General features: G+C 47.0%; 11 protein-coding genes. 8 read left to right on the forward strand and 3 right to left on the reverse strand.

The window, feature by feature from the left end; genetic code table 11:
- Nucleotides 1–67 precede the first annotated feature (67 nt).
- From NDI48_30830 to NDI48_30840, 3 genes are all read left to right on the forward strand, one after another.
- The gene (locus NDI48_30830) at nt 68–1,135 is read left to right on the forward strand and encodes a hypothetical protein (GenBank protein MEP0835564.1); all 1,068 of its coding nucleotides are present in this window, start codon (nt 68–70) and stop codon (nt 1,133–1,135) included.
- An 81-nt stretch (nt 1,136–1,216) separates the two neighbouring features.
- Entirely contained in the window at nt 1,217–1,471 is a 255-nt protein-coding gene (locus NDI48_30835; GenBank protein MEP0835565.1) for a hypothetical protein, read from the forward strand.
- Nucleotides 1,472–1,972: 501 nt separating this feature from the next.
- Nucleotides 1,973–4,021 (forward strand): site-specific integrase, encoded by a 2,049-nt coding sequence (locus NDI48_30840; protein ID MEP0835566.1) that lies wholly within the window; start codon nt 1,973–1,975, stop codon nt 4,019–4,021.
- A gap of 298 nt (nt 4,022–4,319) precedes the next feature.
- On the opposite strand, the gene NDI48_30845 is transcribed toward NDI48_30840, so the two are convergent.
- The gene (locus NDI48_30845; protein MEP0835567.1) at nt 4,320–5,525 is read right to left on the reverse strand and encodes an ABC transporter permease; all 1,206 of its coding nucleotides are present in this window, start codon (nt 5,523–5,525) and stop codon (nt 4,320–4,322) included.
- Nucleotides 5,526–5,609: 84 nt separating this feature from the next.
- Nucleotides 5,610–6,878 (reverse strand): efflux RND transporter periplasmic adaptor subunit, encoded by a 1,269-nt coding sequence (locus tag NDI48_30850; GenBank protein MEP0835568.1) that lies wholly within the window; start codon nt 6,876–6,878, stop codon nt 5,610–5,612.
- A gap of 533 nt (nt 6,879–7,411) precedes the next feature.
- Between NDI48_30850 and NDI48_30855 the strand changes: the two genes are divergently transcribed.
- From NDI48_30855 to NDI48_30865, 3 genes are all read left to right on the forward strand, one after another.
- On the forward strand, nt 7,412–9,970 hold the full coding sequence (locus tag NDI48_30855; GenBank protein MEP0835569.1) for a glycosyltransferase: 2,559 nt from the start codon (nt 7,412–7,414) through the stop codon (nt 9,968–9,970).
- Between the two features lie 6 nt (nt 9,971–9,976).
- Entirely contained in the window at nt 9,977–11,755 is a 1,779-nt protein-coding gene (locus NDI48_30860) for an ABC transporter ATP-binding protein/permease (protein ID MEP0835570.1), read from the forward strand.
- An 89-nt stretch (nt 11,756–11,844) separates the two neighbouring features.
- Nucleotides 11,845–12,819 (forward strand): hypothetical protein, encoded by a 975-nt coding sequence (locus NDI48_30865; protein ID MEP0835571.1) that lies wholly within the window; start codon nt 11,845–11,847, stop codon nt 12,817–12,819.
- 450 nt (nt 12,820–13,269) lie between these two features.
- Here NDI48_30865 and NDI48_30870 read toward each other — a convergent pair whose 3' ends face one another.
- Nucleotides 13,270–15,033 (reverse strand): nitrite reductase (NAD(P)H) small subunit, encoded by a 1,764-nt coding sequence (locus NDI48_30870; protein MEP0835572.1) that lies wholly within the window; start codon nt 15,031–15,033, stop codon nt 13,270–13,272.
- 738 nt (nt 15,034–15,771) lie between these two features.
- Between NDI48_30870 and NDI48_30875 the strand changes: the two genes are divergently transcribed.
- Both NDI48_30875 and NDI48_30880 read left to right on the forward strand, forming a co-directional pair.
- The gene (locus NDI48_30875; protein ID MEP0835573.1) at nt 15,772–16,965 is read left to right on the forward strand and encodes a caspase family protein; all 1,194 of its coding nucleotides are present in this window, start codon (nt 15,772–15,774) and stop codon (nt 16,963–16,965) included.
- 84 nt (nt 16,966–17,049) lie between these two features.
- Nucleotides 17,050–18,183 (forward strand): WD40 repeat domain-containing protein, encoded by a 1,134-nt coding sequence (locus tag NDI48_30880; GenBank protein ID MEP0835574.1) that lies wholly within the window; start codon nt 17,050–17,052, stop codon nt 18,181–18,183.
- The last annotated feature ends 5 nt before the right edge of the window (nt 18,184–18,188 follow it).

Consider the following 18,188-nt stretch of genomic DNA (forward strand, 5'->3'; position numbering starts at 1 on the left):
GGGAATGCAGCGAGGATGCGCTCGCTACGGTTCATAGACCAAGATTGAAAAAAAGCAGGCTTGTACAGTGAGAGAAGAAGTTATCAGACTATGGCTATTTCCAGCCATAGTCCAGCGAGAAATTAGCAAGTGTTTACTAGAAATACCTCTGATTCAGCTTGCAGATATTCCTGTGCTGAATCCCGCAGCTACTAATATCACCTTGGATGGCTGGATGGCAAAAGCCAAGGCAATTGATCAGCAATTGGGGATTATTCGAGACAGAATTCCCTTCGCCGCTGTATACATCCCTTCAGCCCCGAAGAGTTCTGACTTCTTCTCGTTGGCTCTAGCCATAGGAGAAATTCCTATTTCGCCAATGGCATCGGAAAACTTCAATCAAGCGTGCTGGATAAAGACTAATCAGTACTATTGGCAGGCACGAGGGTTGGTATTTGCACACAGACTCTTTGGAGTCATACCCGATCCGCTTGCAGAAGGAGGTGTTCTTAACCGTTACTTACCTGAAACTAGTCTACAGAACCTCAGACTAAACATTGACATCGATCTAGCTCGTTATCGCTTGCTCCTGGAAGGAGAATCCTATATCAAGACCTGGGCAGCAGCAGAAGGAATCAGCTACCCCTTCAAAAGTCCTCTGGAACTATTTGTGCAAACGTTGAAAGACGGGTTTCAGATTCTTCTATTACTAGGTCCCCTCAACTTGTACCATGAACCCCTAAGCAAAAGGACACAGCGGTATAACCTGAATGCGAGGAAGAGGTTATTGAGTAACAAAGAGTGGGATGACCTCGATCTGCTAGAAGGTATACCTGCATCTCCTAAGAGAAAAAAACGAATATCTCCTGAGAAACTCAGACCCTCTTATACAGTTGCCAAACGGCAGTATGCCAGAACACTCAAGAAAATGGGTTGGAACGGGTACTGGATATTAGCGCTCCTGAAGCACAAAAATCAAGAGCCTATTAAGAGTTTATTTAAAGATTATTTAGCGGCCTTCCGAGCTGGCTCTGAGTTATTCATCCCGGATTTCGAGTGGATAGATGGCCAACCTTACCAAGCCCAGCATACCAGTCAACGCCGAGCTGAAGCGAAGATTGATAGAGATGGCTATATCCGCTGGTACTGGGCTTAACTCTTCTTAACATTTTCGCATTTTTAACATCAAGCCTTCAAAAACTGATATTCCAGATAGAGTCCACTCTGGAATATACCTATGAGCTTGCTGAAGGCGGAGCTAATTACACGACAAGAAAATTCAGAAACACCAAGAACAGGCATTCAATTTGGTGGATTAACCTGTAACATTCCTCTCAAAATTCTTTCTAAGGCTTCTGAGCGAGTGAGATTTTCCGACTCTGCGATTTGGGTTAACTTGGCGATTGCTGTAGGAGTCAGGGATAGGTTAATCCTCTCCTTTAATTCATCCCAAAAAATGGGTTCTCCTTTGCGACAAGCAATGCCTTTATGAGAGCCTTTTCGTTTGAAATTGCGCTGATTCAATTTTCCTCCTTTCGACCAAAAATATCAAGACTACTGAGATGTAAGCAAATTTCAATCAGGGTTGAACCTCCAGCTTGCGCCACCTCAGCCATCAAATTTTATTAAAGGTTGGGTCAACTCCTGAAGCTTTGATGGGGGAACGAGTTGGTTTTTGTGCATAAACGCCCAAAAATCTCTTTAATAAGCTTTTTTCGGGTTCTTATTAAAGATGCCCGTCAAGGCCAATCGCTCAAATCCTTACAGCTAGTTAGATTTCTGATGAACTGAAGCGAATTAAAAAAGAAAAGGCTTATATCTTCACTCGTCATGTCGAACGCAGGGATATACGTTGAAGATGTGTTTTCTTTAATAAATTCTGAGAAGGAGCAATATGTAATCGACGAACAATCAGTTCTTTTCTGCCGACTCAACATTTCTGACTCAAGGTCAGAAAAAGTTTGACCACATCATATTTAATGGTAACAAAAAAATGAAACAAACAGAACTCCCAGGCTTTAGAAAAATCGTCTCTTCTCAAGACCAAGAAATTCAACTGATCCCCGTTGAAGGCAGAACAGAAAACCCCAAAACGATTAAGGAGTTGTTGGAGTTATACCAAGGCACAGTCAAAGCCAACGATTTCTCAGCCATTTTAAGTACGATGACGCGGTATGGAGTGCCAGCTCTCGAGGGTCCCTCGCCAGAAAGCTCCAGAGCCTCATCCGAAGAAATTGAAGCAGCTCTGAAATTTTTAGACAAGAAGTCGGTTTGGCTGCTAGATAAACTTGAGGAACAGCAGGAAAAGTATTTCGATTCATTAAAGCTTCCTTCTGGTAAAAGATATTTGCCTCGCTCAATTACAAAAAAGATGGTTGCGTGGACAAGGGAACAAGGGTTTTTAACCCCTATAGCCTCAAAGAAAGAAAAAGTAATTTATCGTCACACGCGAGTGCCTCAAACTCCTGCTCAAAAAAGTAAGACCAGTAATTCTCGTCAACTCGGTAGCAAAAAAGAGGATTTTGTCAAAGGCGATAACTGGAAACCCCTTTCTCCCAAAGAGGCGAAAGATTGGCGGCAAAAATTTGTTGATTCAGTTGTACCCTTCGTTCACAGCTACTCCATTTTTATCGCAGTTTCTTGGAGAGAAATTGCCCAAATTTCACATCCCTTATTTTTGCTCAATCCTACGTTAGATGAACAATTAACAAAGTTTGTGAATTTCCTTCAAAAAGAAATGAAGCAAGCTCTTGACACCACCGACAGAGACATCAGGGCTATTTTGCGATTTTTAGAATGTCTCTATCGAGAAGAATATCAAGACAAGCCAGAACAACTCAACCTAACATCAATCATTCCTGATTTACCACTTCCTAATTCCATTACTATTAGCCAGTTTAAAAATGAAGCACATCCGGGTGATGCTTTATGGCTAGCTAGGGGGATAGCTGAAGAAAATATGACCAAAGCTATCAGCCAAATGAAAGAGACTGTCACTAATTATCTGGACAGCTTGGATGTTACTTTTGAAACCCAAATTAACTACCTCAAATCGGTCGTTAACTTAGCTAAATTTATTTACTTTAAACAGACGCAAGATTTTGATAAAAAAGGAGGCTATAAAGATATTGAAATAATCGGCAAATTGCGGAAGCTTGAATCGGAAAAATCAGAAAGCAGCGAAACGAGTGGGCAAAAAACTGAAGCGAAGAAACGTCGCCGTGCCAAAATGGTTCCTTGGCCTAAAATTTTGCTGGCTGTAGAATTGTCAATCATTAAATTTGAAGAGAAATATAAGTATGGTGTAAATACTAAAACTAGATATAAAAATGGAAATCCTCAAGTGTCCAAAGCTAAACGCTCACAGATGGCGCGACTCCATGATTTTCAAAATGCTCTGACTTTGGCAATGGCAACAGCTTTGCCGCCTAGTCGGTCTAAGGTTTACTATCAAATGGAAGTGGGGAAAACCTTAGTTAAAGGTATGTTAATTGATGGAATTTTGGTTAACTTAGAAAACCTGCCAGAGAACAAAAAAAACTTTGCGACTTGGTGGCTGACGCTCAGTCCTCCGGATGGAAAAAAAGACACAATCGACGAAGATGGATGGAAAGCTGAAATTCCCAATCGAAAATTTTCAACGGGAAAAACGTTGTACTGGTATTTAGAAGAGTGGATAACTAATTGGCGACCTCTTCTCAATCCCAATCACAACTGCTTATACAGCACAGAAAAGGGCGAAAAAATGACAACCGCTACTTACTGCCATAGGGTGCGTAATGCTTTTCGGCGTTTCATTGGAAGTCCAGTTAACCCACATTTGTTACGGCATATTTTGATTACTTATGCCTATGAAAGAGGCATGACTGATGAAGAAAGTCGCTCGTTGGCCAAATGCCAGCAGCATTCTCAAGAAACACAGAGAAAAATCTACAATGAGCAAAAAATGTTGAAAAGTTTGGAGCCAGCCTTGAAGCTTAATGAGAAGTTTGCTGAGGAATTTTCTCGCTCTTTTAATCTTAATGAAATTGACCCTACCTAGCTAGGATATAAGGCGGATTTTAATGCTTCTATAGCTTTTTTACGAGCAATTAGCTCTGTGGATAGGATGTTAGCTAAATAAAAAAAACCTGCTTTTCAATAGCAGGGTTTTTAAGTGTTTTTATAATCTGGTACAGGTATTGAACGAAGGGCTTTTTCCTAATTGCTTCGTTTGTCTGGATTTCTTGATTGTCTATGTTTCCAGTGGGCCGTCAAGGCAGAAATGACAAGTTAAAATAGCCTTCATCGTTACCATATATTCGAGAAAGTCAACTACTCAAAGCTAGATAGACAGCCCACTAGGAACTTCTCAAAGCCACAATTGGGTCCAGCCTAGCTGCTTGTCGCGCTGGAATCACACCAAAAATTAGACCTATACTGCCAGAAACAGCCACAGCCAGAGCGATCGCTTCAAGTGGAACACTGGGTTTTACCGGAGTTAGCACAGCCACGAGCATACCACTGCCGATGCCGATGCCGGTGCCGAGCAATCCTCCAGCTACCGACAGAATCACCGCCTCGATCAGAAACTGAGAAAGAATCGCTTGTTGGGTTGCACCAAGAGCCTTCCGCAGCCCAATCTCCTGGGTACGCTCAGTTACTGAGACGAGCATGATGTTCATGATGCCAACGCCCCCTACTAACAGGGAAATACTTGCGATCGCTGCCAACGTCAGACTTAGAGTACCTGTGATTTGGCTGACGAGATTCTGGAAAGACTGATTGGCTACGACACTAAAATCTTTCTTGCCATGCCGTTGTGTCAGTAAGTTAATGATCTGAAATGCGGCTGCTCGAATGCTCTCTTTATCCTGTGCCGAGACCTCAATGTAATCGACGGGAATGCCGTAAGGAGATTTGCGTCCAGCTAGCTTTTCAGCCATTGTTGTAATTGGCACGTAAGCAATATCATCTTGACTTGGCCCTAGAAAGGCACCTTTGGCTTGCATCACCCCAATCACTTCAAAGGTAAGATTGTTGATCTGCACCTCTTTGCCGATAGGGTTATCACTGCCAAACAGCTTGCTTGCAACGTCTGAACCGAGAGCAACAACCTGGGCATTCTGCTGCTGTTCAAATTGGTCAAAAAAACGTCCCCTGGCAACTTGTGCATTCCGTACATAGAGAGACCCTGGTGTTGTCCCCGTGACGCTGGTCTGCGTCCTTCTGCTGCGGTAGGAGATCAATAGTCTAGAACCAATCAGGGGAGCCACTGCCTTTACTGACGGTGCTTGGGTGGCGATCGCTTCAGCATCCGAGAGCACTAGCGTCGGATTTTCAGCAATGAAGCCCTCAATTTCCTCACTACTTACAAACACAACCAGGCGATTTTGCCCAAAAGACTCCAGCTTCTCTAGCGTATAGTTCTGCGCTCCTTGCCCAATCCCAATCATCGCGATTACAGAGGCGTTGCCGATAATCATACCCAACATGGTGAGGCTGCTACGTAGCTTGTTGGCAGTTAGGGTCATGACTGCCATCTTGACGCTTTCTGTAATGTGCATCTCTATCGTCTTGCCTTTGTCAGGATCTACTTATTTTTTGTCATCAATGAATGCGATCGCCTTTCTCCAGCCAGGTCAATCGACTTAGAAGCCTACTGTATCCACGCCTGGGATGACTTGACCTTCGGGAGGACTCAGCAGGATGCGTTCACCCTTAGAAACCCCCTGGAGAATCTGAATTTGATCGCCGCTTGTTGGGCCAACGGTGACAGGGCGGAATTGGGCCTGGTTATTTTTATCAGGCACTAAGACACCGGTTTGACCGTCTTTTTTAGTCACAATCGCTGCTAGGGGAACGACCAAAGCATTGGAGATAGAGTCGCCGATGAATGCCAATTTCACATTCATGGCCGCCTTGAGCTTGTCTTGACCCGTTTGTAAGGCTACTTTGACTCGAAAGGATGTGACATTATTTTCCTGTACAGCTCTGGGTGCAATTAACCGGACGCGACCCTTAAAGATGTTGTCAGAATAGGCATCGGCGCGAATCTCAACACTCTGACCCTGTTTAATTCGTGCAATGCTGGCTTCTGGCACTTTTGCCTCTACTTCCAAACCCCTGGAAAGTTCAACAATCGAGGCAGAAGTCGCACCATCGCTGGAAGAGGCGGAAGTTGTTGGCGTCACAAAGTCTCCTTCTTGGGCAAATCGTCGTGTAATGGTGCCAGCGAAGGGAGCGCGGATTGAGGTATTTTTTAACTGGCTTTCGTAGTACTGCAATAGCGCTGTGGCTTGGGCAACATTAGCTTCCGCTTGAGCGATTTCTTCTTTTCGTGTACCATTGCGGATCTTTTCTAAGGTCTCCCTTTGTTCTTTCATGCGAGCTACTGCTGCGTCAAGATTAGCTCTTGCAGAGCGTTCTTGACTTAAATAGTCTCCTAGTGCGTTTTGAGAAATTGCTCCCTCTTGTGCCAGAAATTGGTTGCGCTTAAGTACTTCCGCAGCACGATTTAACTTTTCCTGGATCTCGGCAACGTTGGCCTCAGCGGCAGCTAATTTAGCTTTCGCTTCGGCAATTTCCTCAGGTCGTGCGCCAGCCCGCTTTTGGGCAAGGTCAGCCTGGGACTTAGCCAGTGCTGCCTTGTATTGATTCACCTGGGCTTGAAATTGTTCGTCCTCCATGCGGGCTACCAATTGATTCTGCTCTACCCGATCACCTTCGTCCACATACAATTTTGCGATCCGACCTGCCTCTTTGGGACTAAGATTGATATTTTGCACCGCCTGGACAACGCCATTCGCTTTAATCTGAACCGCTATGTCTTTAGATGTCACCTCTACTATCAGGTTGGTGATATCCGATTTAGGAGCAGTACTTCTGAATACTAGGTAAGCCGTAGTAGCAGTTCCCAACAACCCAGCTGCTACCAATCCTATAAGCCAGAAATTAGGCTTTTTGATTTTGCCAAACATCGGAAGCTGCCCATGTTATATATGCGGCTCTGTTGTAACAAAATAAAACCATGTTCGTTTGACAGTGATGCTATTTAAACGAACTCGTTGTTTGCCAGACCCAAGTTTCTTGGATAGCCGCGTTTGTCATATAGAAAACTAATATCAAACCCTAATACCACATCCCCCATGTACGCCCCCTCGCTTCGTTTCTCTCTCCCAAATTAACTGCTTCCTGGGGCTTTGATTGTCCATGTGATAAGGGGGACATGGAAACAGATTTGGTATCACAAGTTATGGCAACAGCTCCGTTAACTTGACAGTTGCAATTTGACAGGTTTGTCTGTTGACCTTATATTTACCCCTTTTTGGATAAATATATTGTTGATTTTATTAAAATTCTGTGACCTACTATACTACAAAACTTTAATATAGTCATCTATCTTGAGAAAGATAAAGCACAGGCGCTCTAAAAAAAATTAAACATCAAAAGCGTGAAAACTATCTCTTTGCCAGATTCGGATTTCTGCCCCACGGCTGTGCCCAGTCGCGGGAAAGTTACCGTGAAGGGAAAATTTTTCTTTTTGGGAGAGGAAAAATTCTTCCTCAAGGGGGTGACTTACGGTACCTTCTCGTCCGGTACTCATGGTGCACCTTTTCCAGAAAAATCAATGGTAGAGAAAGACTTTGCGCTGATGGCAGAATTAGGGGCCAACTGTCTACGTACCTATACTGTTCCACCCGATTGGCTGTTGGATCTAGCGGCAACCTTCGGTCTCAGAATGCTCATTGGCATACCCTGGGCTGAGCATATTGCCTTCCTTGACTCCTCTTCTACTAGAGCAGAGATTCGTCAGGCAATTGCCAATGGGGTTAAAGCCTGTCGAGAGCATCCGGGTGTCTTTGGCTATTTGGTCGGTAACGAAATTCCTTCGGATATTGTGCGGTGGCATGGTCCCAAGCAAGTTCGTGCTTTTCTCAAAGAGTTAATGGCACTGGTAAAAGACGGCGATCCAGAGGCGCTTGTTAGTTATGCCAATTACCCCTGCACGGAGTACCTCGATATTGACTTTACTGATTTCTTATCCTTTAACGTTTACTTGCATCGAGAAAAGGATTTCCGCCACTACCTCTCCCGACTTCATAACCTAGCTGAGAATAAACCTCTGGTTCTCAGTGAGTTTGGGGCTGACTCAATCCGTGAGGGAACCCAATCCCAATCCGAAATTCTCGCTCAAAAATTGTCAACAAGTTTTGATATGGGAGCAGCGGGGACGATCGTCTTTGCCTGGACGGACGAGTGGTTTACTGGCGGGTTTGCTATCCAGGACTGGGCTTTTGGTCTGGTGGATACCGAACGGAACAAGAAGCCTGCGTTTCATACAGTTGAGCACTATTACACGACACCTCTACCGCCAGCATTACCTGAGTATCCCAAAGTCTCGGTGGTTATATGCGCCTATAATGCCGATCACACTATGGACAGTTGCCTAGCTTCCCTTCAAGAACTCAACTATCCGAACTACGAAGTCATTGTAGTCAATGATGGTTCCACTGATAAGACTCTGGAAATTGCTAAATCCTATGACTATATCAAACTAATCAGCCAGGAAAATAAAGGACTCAGCGTGGCACGCAACGTTGGTCTTGCTGCGGCAACGGGTGAAATTATTGCCTATACCGACTCAGACTGTGTCGCTGATCCAGACTGGCTTATTTATATGGTTGCCAAGTTTCTGTCTTCAGGACTTTCGGCAGTGGGTGGACCCAACTTCCCTCCGCCAGAGGACTCTCTTGTCCCTTCCTGTGTTGCGGTGTCTCCAGGTGGGCCAACTCACGTCCTTTTGAGTGATGAAGTCGCTGAACACATCCCAGGTTGTAACATGGCTTTTCGCCGTGAGGTATTAGAGGAAATAGGGGGCTTTGACCCAATCTTTCATGCAGCTGGTGACGATGTTGATGTCTGCTGGCGGTTGCAAGACAAGGGTTATACCATTGGCTTTAGTCCCGCAGCAGTAGTGTGGCACTTTCGGCGTAACACAGTTAAAGACTACCTTAAGCAGCAGCGTGGCTATGGTAAAGCAGAAGCTCTCGTATATTTCAAACACCCCTACCGCTTTAACCTGCTAGGGCAATCCCAGTGGCTAGGCAGGATTTATGGCGACCTTTCCTCTAGCTTCCTCTCCCGCCAACCAGTGATTTACTCTGGAGGTTTTGGTCGCGGGTTGTTTCAAACCTTGTATGAGCCTCCCTCCTCCCTCCTCTCTTACCTTCCCCTAACACTAGAGTGGAATGTAGGGGCTGCCCTCTTGTTAATTTATTTAGTGTTGTCGGGTGGTAATCCGTGGTTAGGTATAGCACCGTTTCTCTTATCCTGGAGCTACTGTATATCCGGCGCACTACGGGCACCCATAGATAGTCGTTTTCAGGGGCTGCGGGGTCGTATTCTAGTTGCCTTGCTCATTTACTTAGGTCCTCTTGTACGCAGCTGGGAGCGCTACTTGTGGCGGAGGCAGGGACTGACCAAGGTGGAGCCGATAAAATTTGACGAGCTTGTGCAAAAACCTAAGATTTCTTGGAAGGAGCGATCGCTTTTCTTATCCTATTGGACGGAGGTAGGTTTGGAGAAAGAGAGCCTGCTTCAGGAAGTGATGGACTTCCTCCTGCCCCGCAAGTATTTTATTACCGTCGATCAAGGATGGAGTAACTGGGATCTGAAGGTTCATCAAGGATTCTTTCCCAGAGCCAGGATAAAAGTTTGCACCGAAAACCACGGAGGGAATAAGAGACTCTTGAGAGTGGGGTGTACGCTAAGGATGTCGCGGATGGGTACAACAATCTTATGGTTTTGGGTTTTGGTTACGATTATGTCCCTGCTTCTAGGTCTAACCAAAGTAGCCGTAGCCACAGGGATACTTGGTGCAGTTAGTGCAGCTGTTATTTTTTATCAGAAGTTCTGTTTGGGGCGTACTATGTATCACGTACTAGAGATCGTGGCTAAGAAAATAGAGCTAGTACCAGCTCCCTCAATGAGTGAGAGGGTTGCATCCTAAACCATCATGGTCGTTTCTAGACGCAAGGTTCTAGCCTACCTTTGGCCTTATCGTTGGCAATTTCTCTGGGCACTGACACAAGTTTTTCTCATCAGTGGCTGTGAACTGATGAAACCCTGGCCTTTTAAGGTCATCATCGACAACGTCCTGAGCAACAATCCGCTACCTTGGCAATTTGTAGCTTCGATGTCACCAAAAGCTCTCCTCCTGTGTTCCTGTGTAGGGATAGTGTTGACTTATCTGCTTTCTGCCAGCTTCACTCTCCTCAACAGCTACACCACTGTCCTGGTTGGTCAGAAGATAGTTAACGATCTGCGAGGAGATCTCTACAGCCACCTACAGCGCCTCTCCCTTGTCTTTCATGGTCGCTGGCCAACTGGGGATCTCCTCTACCGCATTACTGCCGACACTTATGCTATCCAGACCCTCAGTACCAGTGGTTTTCTGCCCATTGTCTCGGCGCTAGTGCTTGTGGTGGGAATGTTCATCATCCTGCTACGGCTTGATGCAGTCCTTACCCTCCTGGCTTTAAGTGTTTGTCCGGCTTTATTGATCTTGCTCTCGCCCCTAAATGTCCGGATTACCTCTGCTGCTACCGATGCCCGCCGACAGGAGAGTGCAGTCTACTCGCTAGTGCAGAGAGCCATGTCTGCGATGCGTGTCATCCAAGCCTTTACTAAAGAGGAGGAAGAGTACAGGAAATTTATGGCTGCTAGTCAGGGAAGTTTAGCTGCTAATTTGCGGTTCTATGTTCTCCAGACCTTTTACGGTGGCGTGAGTAGTGTGGTGATTGGCTTATGGGGGGCGTTGGTAATGTGGGTAGGAGCTAGCCACGTTCTCGAAGGCAGCCTGACAGTGGGTGAGCTTATTGTCTTTATCTCCTATCTCGCTTTTTTGTTCCTGTCGCTCAATAAAATTAGCGAAACTTGGGGACTGATTCAGGGGGCGAAGGTGGGGGTCGGCAGAGTGTTTGAGATCCTAGAGATGGAACACGAGATCAAGGAAGGGTTGAGGGTTTTTCCCCCAAATGGAGCCAAAGGGGATGTCAGCTGGACAGCAGTTTCTTTCCAGTATCTCCCTAGCCAACCAGTCTTAACGCAGATTAACCTAGGTGTCCCAGCTGGGAAGAAAGTAGCGATTGTTGGCTCTACGGGAGCGGGTAAATCTACTTTAGTCAGCCTTTTGCCGCGCTTTTACGAGCCTCAGTCGGGTCGGGTAACCATTGATGGTGTTGATATCCGGGAGTTTCAACTTAAATCCCTGCGTAGCCAAATCGCGATGGTGCTTCAGCCTCCTCTTGTCTTTCCCATAAGTATGCGTGAGAACATCGCTTATGGTCGCCCTGAAGCGACGCTAGAAGAGATTATATGTGCTGCTCAATTGGCTTGCATCCACGACTATATCGCCCAGCTGCCGCAGGGATACGACACGGTAGTCGGGGAACAGGGAGCCACTCTCTCAGAAGGGCAGAAACAGCGCCTCACCATCGCCCGTGCCATTTTACGCGATGCCTCGATTTTAATTTTGGATGAGCCTACTTCTGCAATGGACACCGAGACTGAGGCACTCCTGATGGAGGGGCTAGAGAGACTAATGGCTGGAAAAACTACGTTTATCATTGCTCACCGTCTCTCCACCGTGCGCCAAGCTGACCTGATTGTAGTGCTGCGTGCCGGGGAAATTGTCGAGCAAGGAACCTTTGCAGAGCTGATGCGCCAGCAGGGTACGTTTGCTTCACTATACCGTACCCAGTTTAAAACACAGGTAGGAAAAACGACTTCATAACTTATCAGTACTGATTGACTGATTGCTTTGGCTTTCAGTTGGTGCAGTTGGGCATTATTAATCATCTCAGATTGATGGAGAGACATTCGATGGCTGGACAGCTGACTTACCGCCTCTATCAGGAGGAAGATTTACTTACCTTGGTGCGATTCTGGGAGGAAGAAACGAAGTGGGGAAAGATGACTCTGGAAAATTGGCGTCAGCAGTTCATAGACACTCCATACGGTGAAGCGTCCATCACTCTTGCCACCAACGCCGATACCGGGCAGATCCTCGGACAGTTTATTTTTATTCCTTGCCTAGTATGCGTAAACGGACGGGATGTGCTGGCTTTTCGACCATTTGCCCCGATCATAACCAAGGTGGCACGTGGTTTTCTCAGTGGCGCTCACCCGATTATAGAGATGTATTGGCACGGCGTTAAGGTGCTGCAAGCACGCGGGGGCGGCTTAATATATATGGTTCCCGATCCGCGTTGGCTGCGCTTCTTCCGCATGTTCCCTTTTTTGATCGGCGGCTCATTTCCCCTGTGGAGTCTGCCACTGCCACTCGCCGCGCCTTTGCTACTGGATGATGGCTATACAATGAGACCTCTAAAAGCGTGGGATGAGCAAGTGGACGATCTTTGGCACAAGGCATCGCGCTTGCATGGTTGCCAGGTTGTTCGCAACTCTCGGGCTTTGCGCTGGAAGATTGGCAGAGGCGACTATACCGTGACAGCAGTTGAGCGGGAAGGGGATATGGTCGGTCTGGTTGCCTCTCAGCAGAGGGGCGATCGCCAGTGGCTGGTTTGCGACCTGCTAGCCGCCGATGCTGGAGATTCGCTGCACAATACACTCATTGCTGTGACTAACATAGCTCACTGCGAGGCCCTTATCCCAAAACGGGAGAAGCCGCTTATTAAGGTAGCGGTGCTGGCTACACCAATTATGGAACCAGTAGTACGCTGTCTGGGTTTTGTCCGCGATGCTTACGACTTTCCCCTAATTGTCCACATTCTAGATCCAACCATTCCTAAGGAAGACGTTGCCCCCACCCAGTGGTATGTCAGTGCCAATGACTGAAGCGGACATAGCCGAAAAATACTAAATTCTTCGACCATCGTCTGGTGTCTGTTTCTGGCTAGTGGGCTGTCAAGTCAGCTTCGATCAGTTGAACAGGTCTAGATATCCTATTCATTTCATCCGCCAATAACCTTAACGTCCATTCCTTTCTCCCTGTAGGAGGTTGGCTACAACAGCAGGCAATTAAGCGAGCTGATACTCTACCCCATCCAGTTTTCTCAAACGCAGTTGAGTGGAGGGTTTGGCTGGAGGGCAGCATCGAGTCCTTTTTCAACAAAAGTTTGACGCACACGGGCAATGGTAGATAGGCTGACATGTATTGTTTGATGAATCACTTGATCTGTCCAACCTCCTTGAAGAGAGAGAGCAGTTGGCTTTGATCAAAATCCGAGCATGGGTCAACTTTCGGGCTGCCGCCTTGCCTTAGTTGACACAGCAAGGTAGAGAAAGTCAAGACTCCTCAAACAAACGATCGCCTCGATGTAACCGATAAGCCATTTGATACGTTTGCTCTTGAGACCGCATAGTAGGAGCATGAGCCGCTAAATACCGAGCCGCAGCAACCAGTGTGTGAACACCAGCCGCCGTTTGTCCCAACAACGAGTACTGCCGGAACGCTGCTTCCACTTCCTGAATCACATGGAAATCTCGATTCTCCCGCAGCATCAGCTTACCCAGCATCGCCATCAATCGCTCTGGTTTGCCTCCACTATATAGATATTGAGCCACTAACTGACCTGCCTGGTTCACCTGTTGCTGGCGATCGAGCAATTCGGGTAGTTGCTTGAGCAGTTCATCTGGGTTCTCAACTTGGTCTTTTGGCTCTGGCAGTCTCGCTGGTGGCACATTTAAAAACCGATTGAGGTACACACTCATTGCCCCATCAAACACAGCACGCAGCAATTCAGGTGAAGGCACTCGCCGCACGCACTGATGCACGGCATTAGCAAACGTGAAGGGGTGATGTGCCGAATTCCAATCACTATGGTCATTATTAGTATGGAAACGAGCAACCCGCAGGGCAGCGGCATAGGTTACAGTACCCGCTAACTCCTCTTCTGTACAACCGTCTCTTAGTGCAGCCAACAGCGCATCCGCTATAGCTTGAGCATCCTCACCTAATAGGATAGGAAGCAATGGCTCTCGACCTGACCAAGTGCCGCGTCGAGTTCGTCCCACCTCTAAAGCCTCCGGCAACTGCTCAAACGCTGAGTGTAGAATAGCCACCAAATCCACTGGATAGCGCCAAGAGTTGGATTCCTCCATGCGAGTCGCATTGGCTAAACCAGAAACCAAACTGGCTAAAACTTGTTCCGCCCCTTGCCAATTCACGGCATCGAGCGCCTCTAATGCCTTGTTGATAAAGTCGATTGTATGACCGACATCAATGTAGTGGTGGTCTGTGGCAGCAACAAAAAGCATATCAGCAATCTGCTGGCGCTCGGCTCCTACCCGTACCGCCGTCACCAAACATCGCTCCGCCGCTTCACTATCCCGCAGTTCGATAAATTGACGGAACCAGCCTTTGAGGGTATTCAGGTCAACCGCAGAATTCGGCAATGGGTGAACGACAAAATGAGGTGGCGCATCTGAACTGTCACGCGCAATAGCCGAAAGTCCTTGATAGAGGGCGCGGGTTCTGTCTTCTGGCTCTAAGTAAGGCAGCAGATTCATCATGCAGGTGTGGATGGTTAAACCTGTGTTCCATCCTTCCTTGTTGTAACGAGTGCCAAACTCCAATCCCGTCTGAAAGGGTTGGCTAGATTCGGCATCCATATCGAGTAGGGCAATCACCGACTTGGCGATAACTAGAGAAATTCCCTGTTCTAAACCATCAACTAACCGCTGGCGTTGGTGTGCATAGGGGTCAACCTGGGGGGCTACATTCACCCACACATCCCCATTCCGAATCTCTACGGGGAACGAGCGTACATCGTCTGCCCAAGAGTCAAAGGTTCCGCCACTATTCAGGTCAAATCGGGCGTAGTGCCAAGGGCAGGTGACGATTCCGTCTTTGCAAGTACTGCCGTGGAGGGGGAAGCCCATGTGAGGACAGCGGTTGTCGAGCGCATACACCTGATTGTCTGAATAAAAAAGTGCGATCGCTTGCTTCTCTAAATGCACCAGCAGACTACCCTTTGCTTGAACATCCGCTACATTTGCAGCGCGAATGTAGCGGTCTGTTATCGATGAATTTTTAGTAGAAGGAGTCATAAGAAATTCAAAAATTAAAAATCAAAAGTCAAAAAAGGAAATTTCGATGTAGTTTAGGATTTAGCTTTTAAGGTGATTCTCAATCAGAGGGAATACAGCAATGCAGGACTTTGTAGGGGCAGGATATTATCCATCTTCGTCAACTTAAGCGAACGTCAGTTCGACGGGCTAGAAAAAGCCAAAAGAGAAGTTGAGACTAAATTTGAAGTAATCTTAACTTAAGTTTGAGACTTGACACTCGCGAGCTGCGAGTGCAGCAGCTCACGAGTGGCTGGGTGTCCCAGATAAACATCTCTTCAAGTAGGACAATCAAAGGATTAGAAAACGCGCCGAGAAACTCCACCTTCCAGACTCTCGATTTTTTAGACCTTGAATGAGACAGTCATCACCAGCTAAGAGAGCCGTTATTACTGGTGAGTCACCTCAACCGAGGGCAAGAACAGACTTGTACCCGGTGTTAAGCCGAATGAACTTAACGGCTGATGATTGAACGCAGGCAGGTAAATAGGAGTCGATTGAAACAATCGAAACACAAATCTCACATTTGGCTGCCTCAGCAAGGTATTAATACCGAATGTAAAAAAATTAGACTTCTTGCATAATTTTGAAGCTAGAGGTGATAGGTATTATATGCCCTAAGTAAGGAAAGCTACCAATAAATGAAGCTAAAAACTCTGGTAATAATCGTCATTTAACGGCTTTTCCCGCTCTACCTGTAAATCTTTAAATTAGCCTACTATGACCCGCACGACTCGTCGTTATTTCCTGCAATTTACAGGTTCAGCCTTGGCAGCGATTGGGTTTAACCAGCTATCTTTTCTCCAATCTGCCCAACGTTATGGTCAAGTGCTGGCTCAAGGTACCCCCCGCAAACTGGCGTTACTCGTTGGTATCAATAATTACATCGAACAACCCCTGGAAGGATGCCTCAACGATGTAGATTTGCAACGAAATCTGCTGATTCATCGCTTTGGGTTTAATCCGAAAGATATTTTGGTTTTGCCTGATGCTCAGGCGACAAGGCAAGGTATTTTAACGGCGTTTGAAGAACATTTAATCAAACAAGCCCAACCGGGAGATGTGGTGGTTTATCACTATTCCGGACATGGTTCGCGCATTTTTGACCCTAACCCGATTGTGGTTGAGCCAGGGAAAGAAGGACTGAATGGGACATTTGTGCCGGTGGATAGTAAGTTACCTGAGGGATATCCGGAGGTGGGAGGAACTGTGAAAGACATTATGGGACATACCTTATTTTTGCTAATGTCTGCCCTGAAAACTGAAAATGTCACGGCTGTTTTAGATAGTTGTTTTTCTGGCGGGGCGACTAGAGAAGTACGGGTACGTTCTCGTGATGGTGGCAAGAAAGTGTTAGTTTCTCTTGAGGAAAAAACATACCAAGAACAGTGGTTATCTCGGTTAAACATATCGTCAGAAGATTTTGTGAGAGGCTACCGTGCCGGGGTTGCCAAAGGTGTTGTGTTAGCGGCGACGGCACCGAACCAAGTGGCACGGGAAGTGAATGTTAATGGGTTTCAGGCAGGAATATTTAGTTATTTACTGACTCATTATCTGTGGCAGGAAGATAGCAACATTGAGCGGGTCTTCCAGAAGATTCTCCCAGAAATTCCTAAAGACTTTAAGCAATTGCCGCGTTATGAGGTGAAGGTGGGGAGTGGGTATCAGCAGCAACCGCCATTTTTTATTAATTCTCCTCAGTCGCCAGCACAGGCGGTGGTGACGGGAGTGAGAGGTGATACTGCCCAGTTGTGGTTAGGGGGAGTTGATTTAAGGAAGGTGGAGGCGGGAACGGTATTTACTGCGATGAAGGGGATAGGGCAGGTGAAAGTGGTTTCTCGTGATGGGATGGTGGCACAGGGAAAGATTGAGAAAGCGGTAACCCAAGGGATGCCGTTGCGTCTGATGGGGTAAATGGGTATGACTTTTTGCTTTGAGCAATTCATATAGAGAAGAATTCAGGCAATCCCCTCTACCAACCGCTCTCAAAAAACAGTTATGTTTCCAGATAACTGCCGAAAAGTTCATCGCTGTTTTGCACTTCTGATGGGTGTGGTATTTGCTACTGCTACCAGCACCCCCATCAACGCCCAACCCAGCACTCCCACAACGTCCCAGTCACCGACAACAGAAAACCCTGCCGCATCAGGAACGAAGCAACCCGTACAGGCATTTGGCGGGCAACTCGCGGTATTTCTGGGGCACGAGGGTTCGGTTGACAGTGCTTCATTTAGTCCGGATGGTCGGCAAATCCTGACTGCCAGCGATGATAAAACCGCCCGCCTGTGGGATACATCGGGTAATCTCCTGGCTGTCTTGCGGGGGCATGACAGTTGGGTCAGAAGAGCTTTATTTAGCCCGGATGGTCGGCAAATCCTGACTGCCAGCGATGATAAAACCGCCCGCCTGTGGGATAGCCAAGGTAATCTCCTGGCTGTGTTAGAGGGGGATGAGAGTGAGTTCATCAGTGCAGTATTTAGCTCCAATGGTCAGCAAATCCTGACTACCAGTTTGCTTAACACCGCTCGGTTATGGGATACATCGGGTAATCTCCTGGCTGTGTTGCGGGGGCATGAAGATGCGGTCAGAAGTGCTTCATTTAGCCCGGATGGTCGGCAAATCCTGACTGCCAGTAATGATAAAACCGCCCGCCTGTGGGATACATCGGGTAATCTCTTGGCTGTGTTGCGGGGGCATGAAGATGCGGTCAGAAGTGCTTCATTTAGCCCGGATGGTCAGCAAATTCTGACTGCCAGTTTCAATGGTATCGCCCGCCTGTGGGATAGCAAAGGTAATCTTCTGGCTGTGTTGCGGGGGCATGAGGATGCGGTCAGAAGTGCTTCATTTAGCCCCGATGGTCAGCAGATCCTGACTTTTGAGGATAAAAACGCCCGCCTGTGGGATAGCAAAGGTAATCTCCTGGCTGTGTTGCGGGGACATAAGAGTGAGTTCAGAAGCGCTTTATTTAGCCCGGATGGTCGGCAAATCTTAACTGCTGGGAATAGCACCGCTCGGTTATGGGATGAATGGCACTTAGTTAAGCGCGATCGCCAACCATCATCCCTACCCTTCAGGGCAATTGTGCTCTTGCCGTGTGCGCTCCAATTTAATCAAGCGTTCGCCATCTGTTGACGTAG

Origin of the sequence: Microcoleus sp. AS-A8, assembly GCA_039962225.1 — a bacterium.
In the GTDB taxonomy this organism is placed as follows: Bacteria; Cyanobacteriota; Cyanobacteriia; order Cyanobacteriales; family Coleofasciculaceae; genus Allocoleopsis.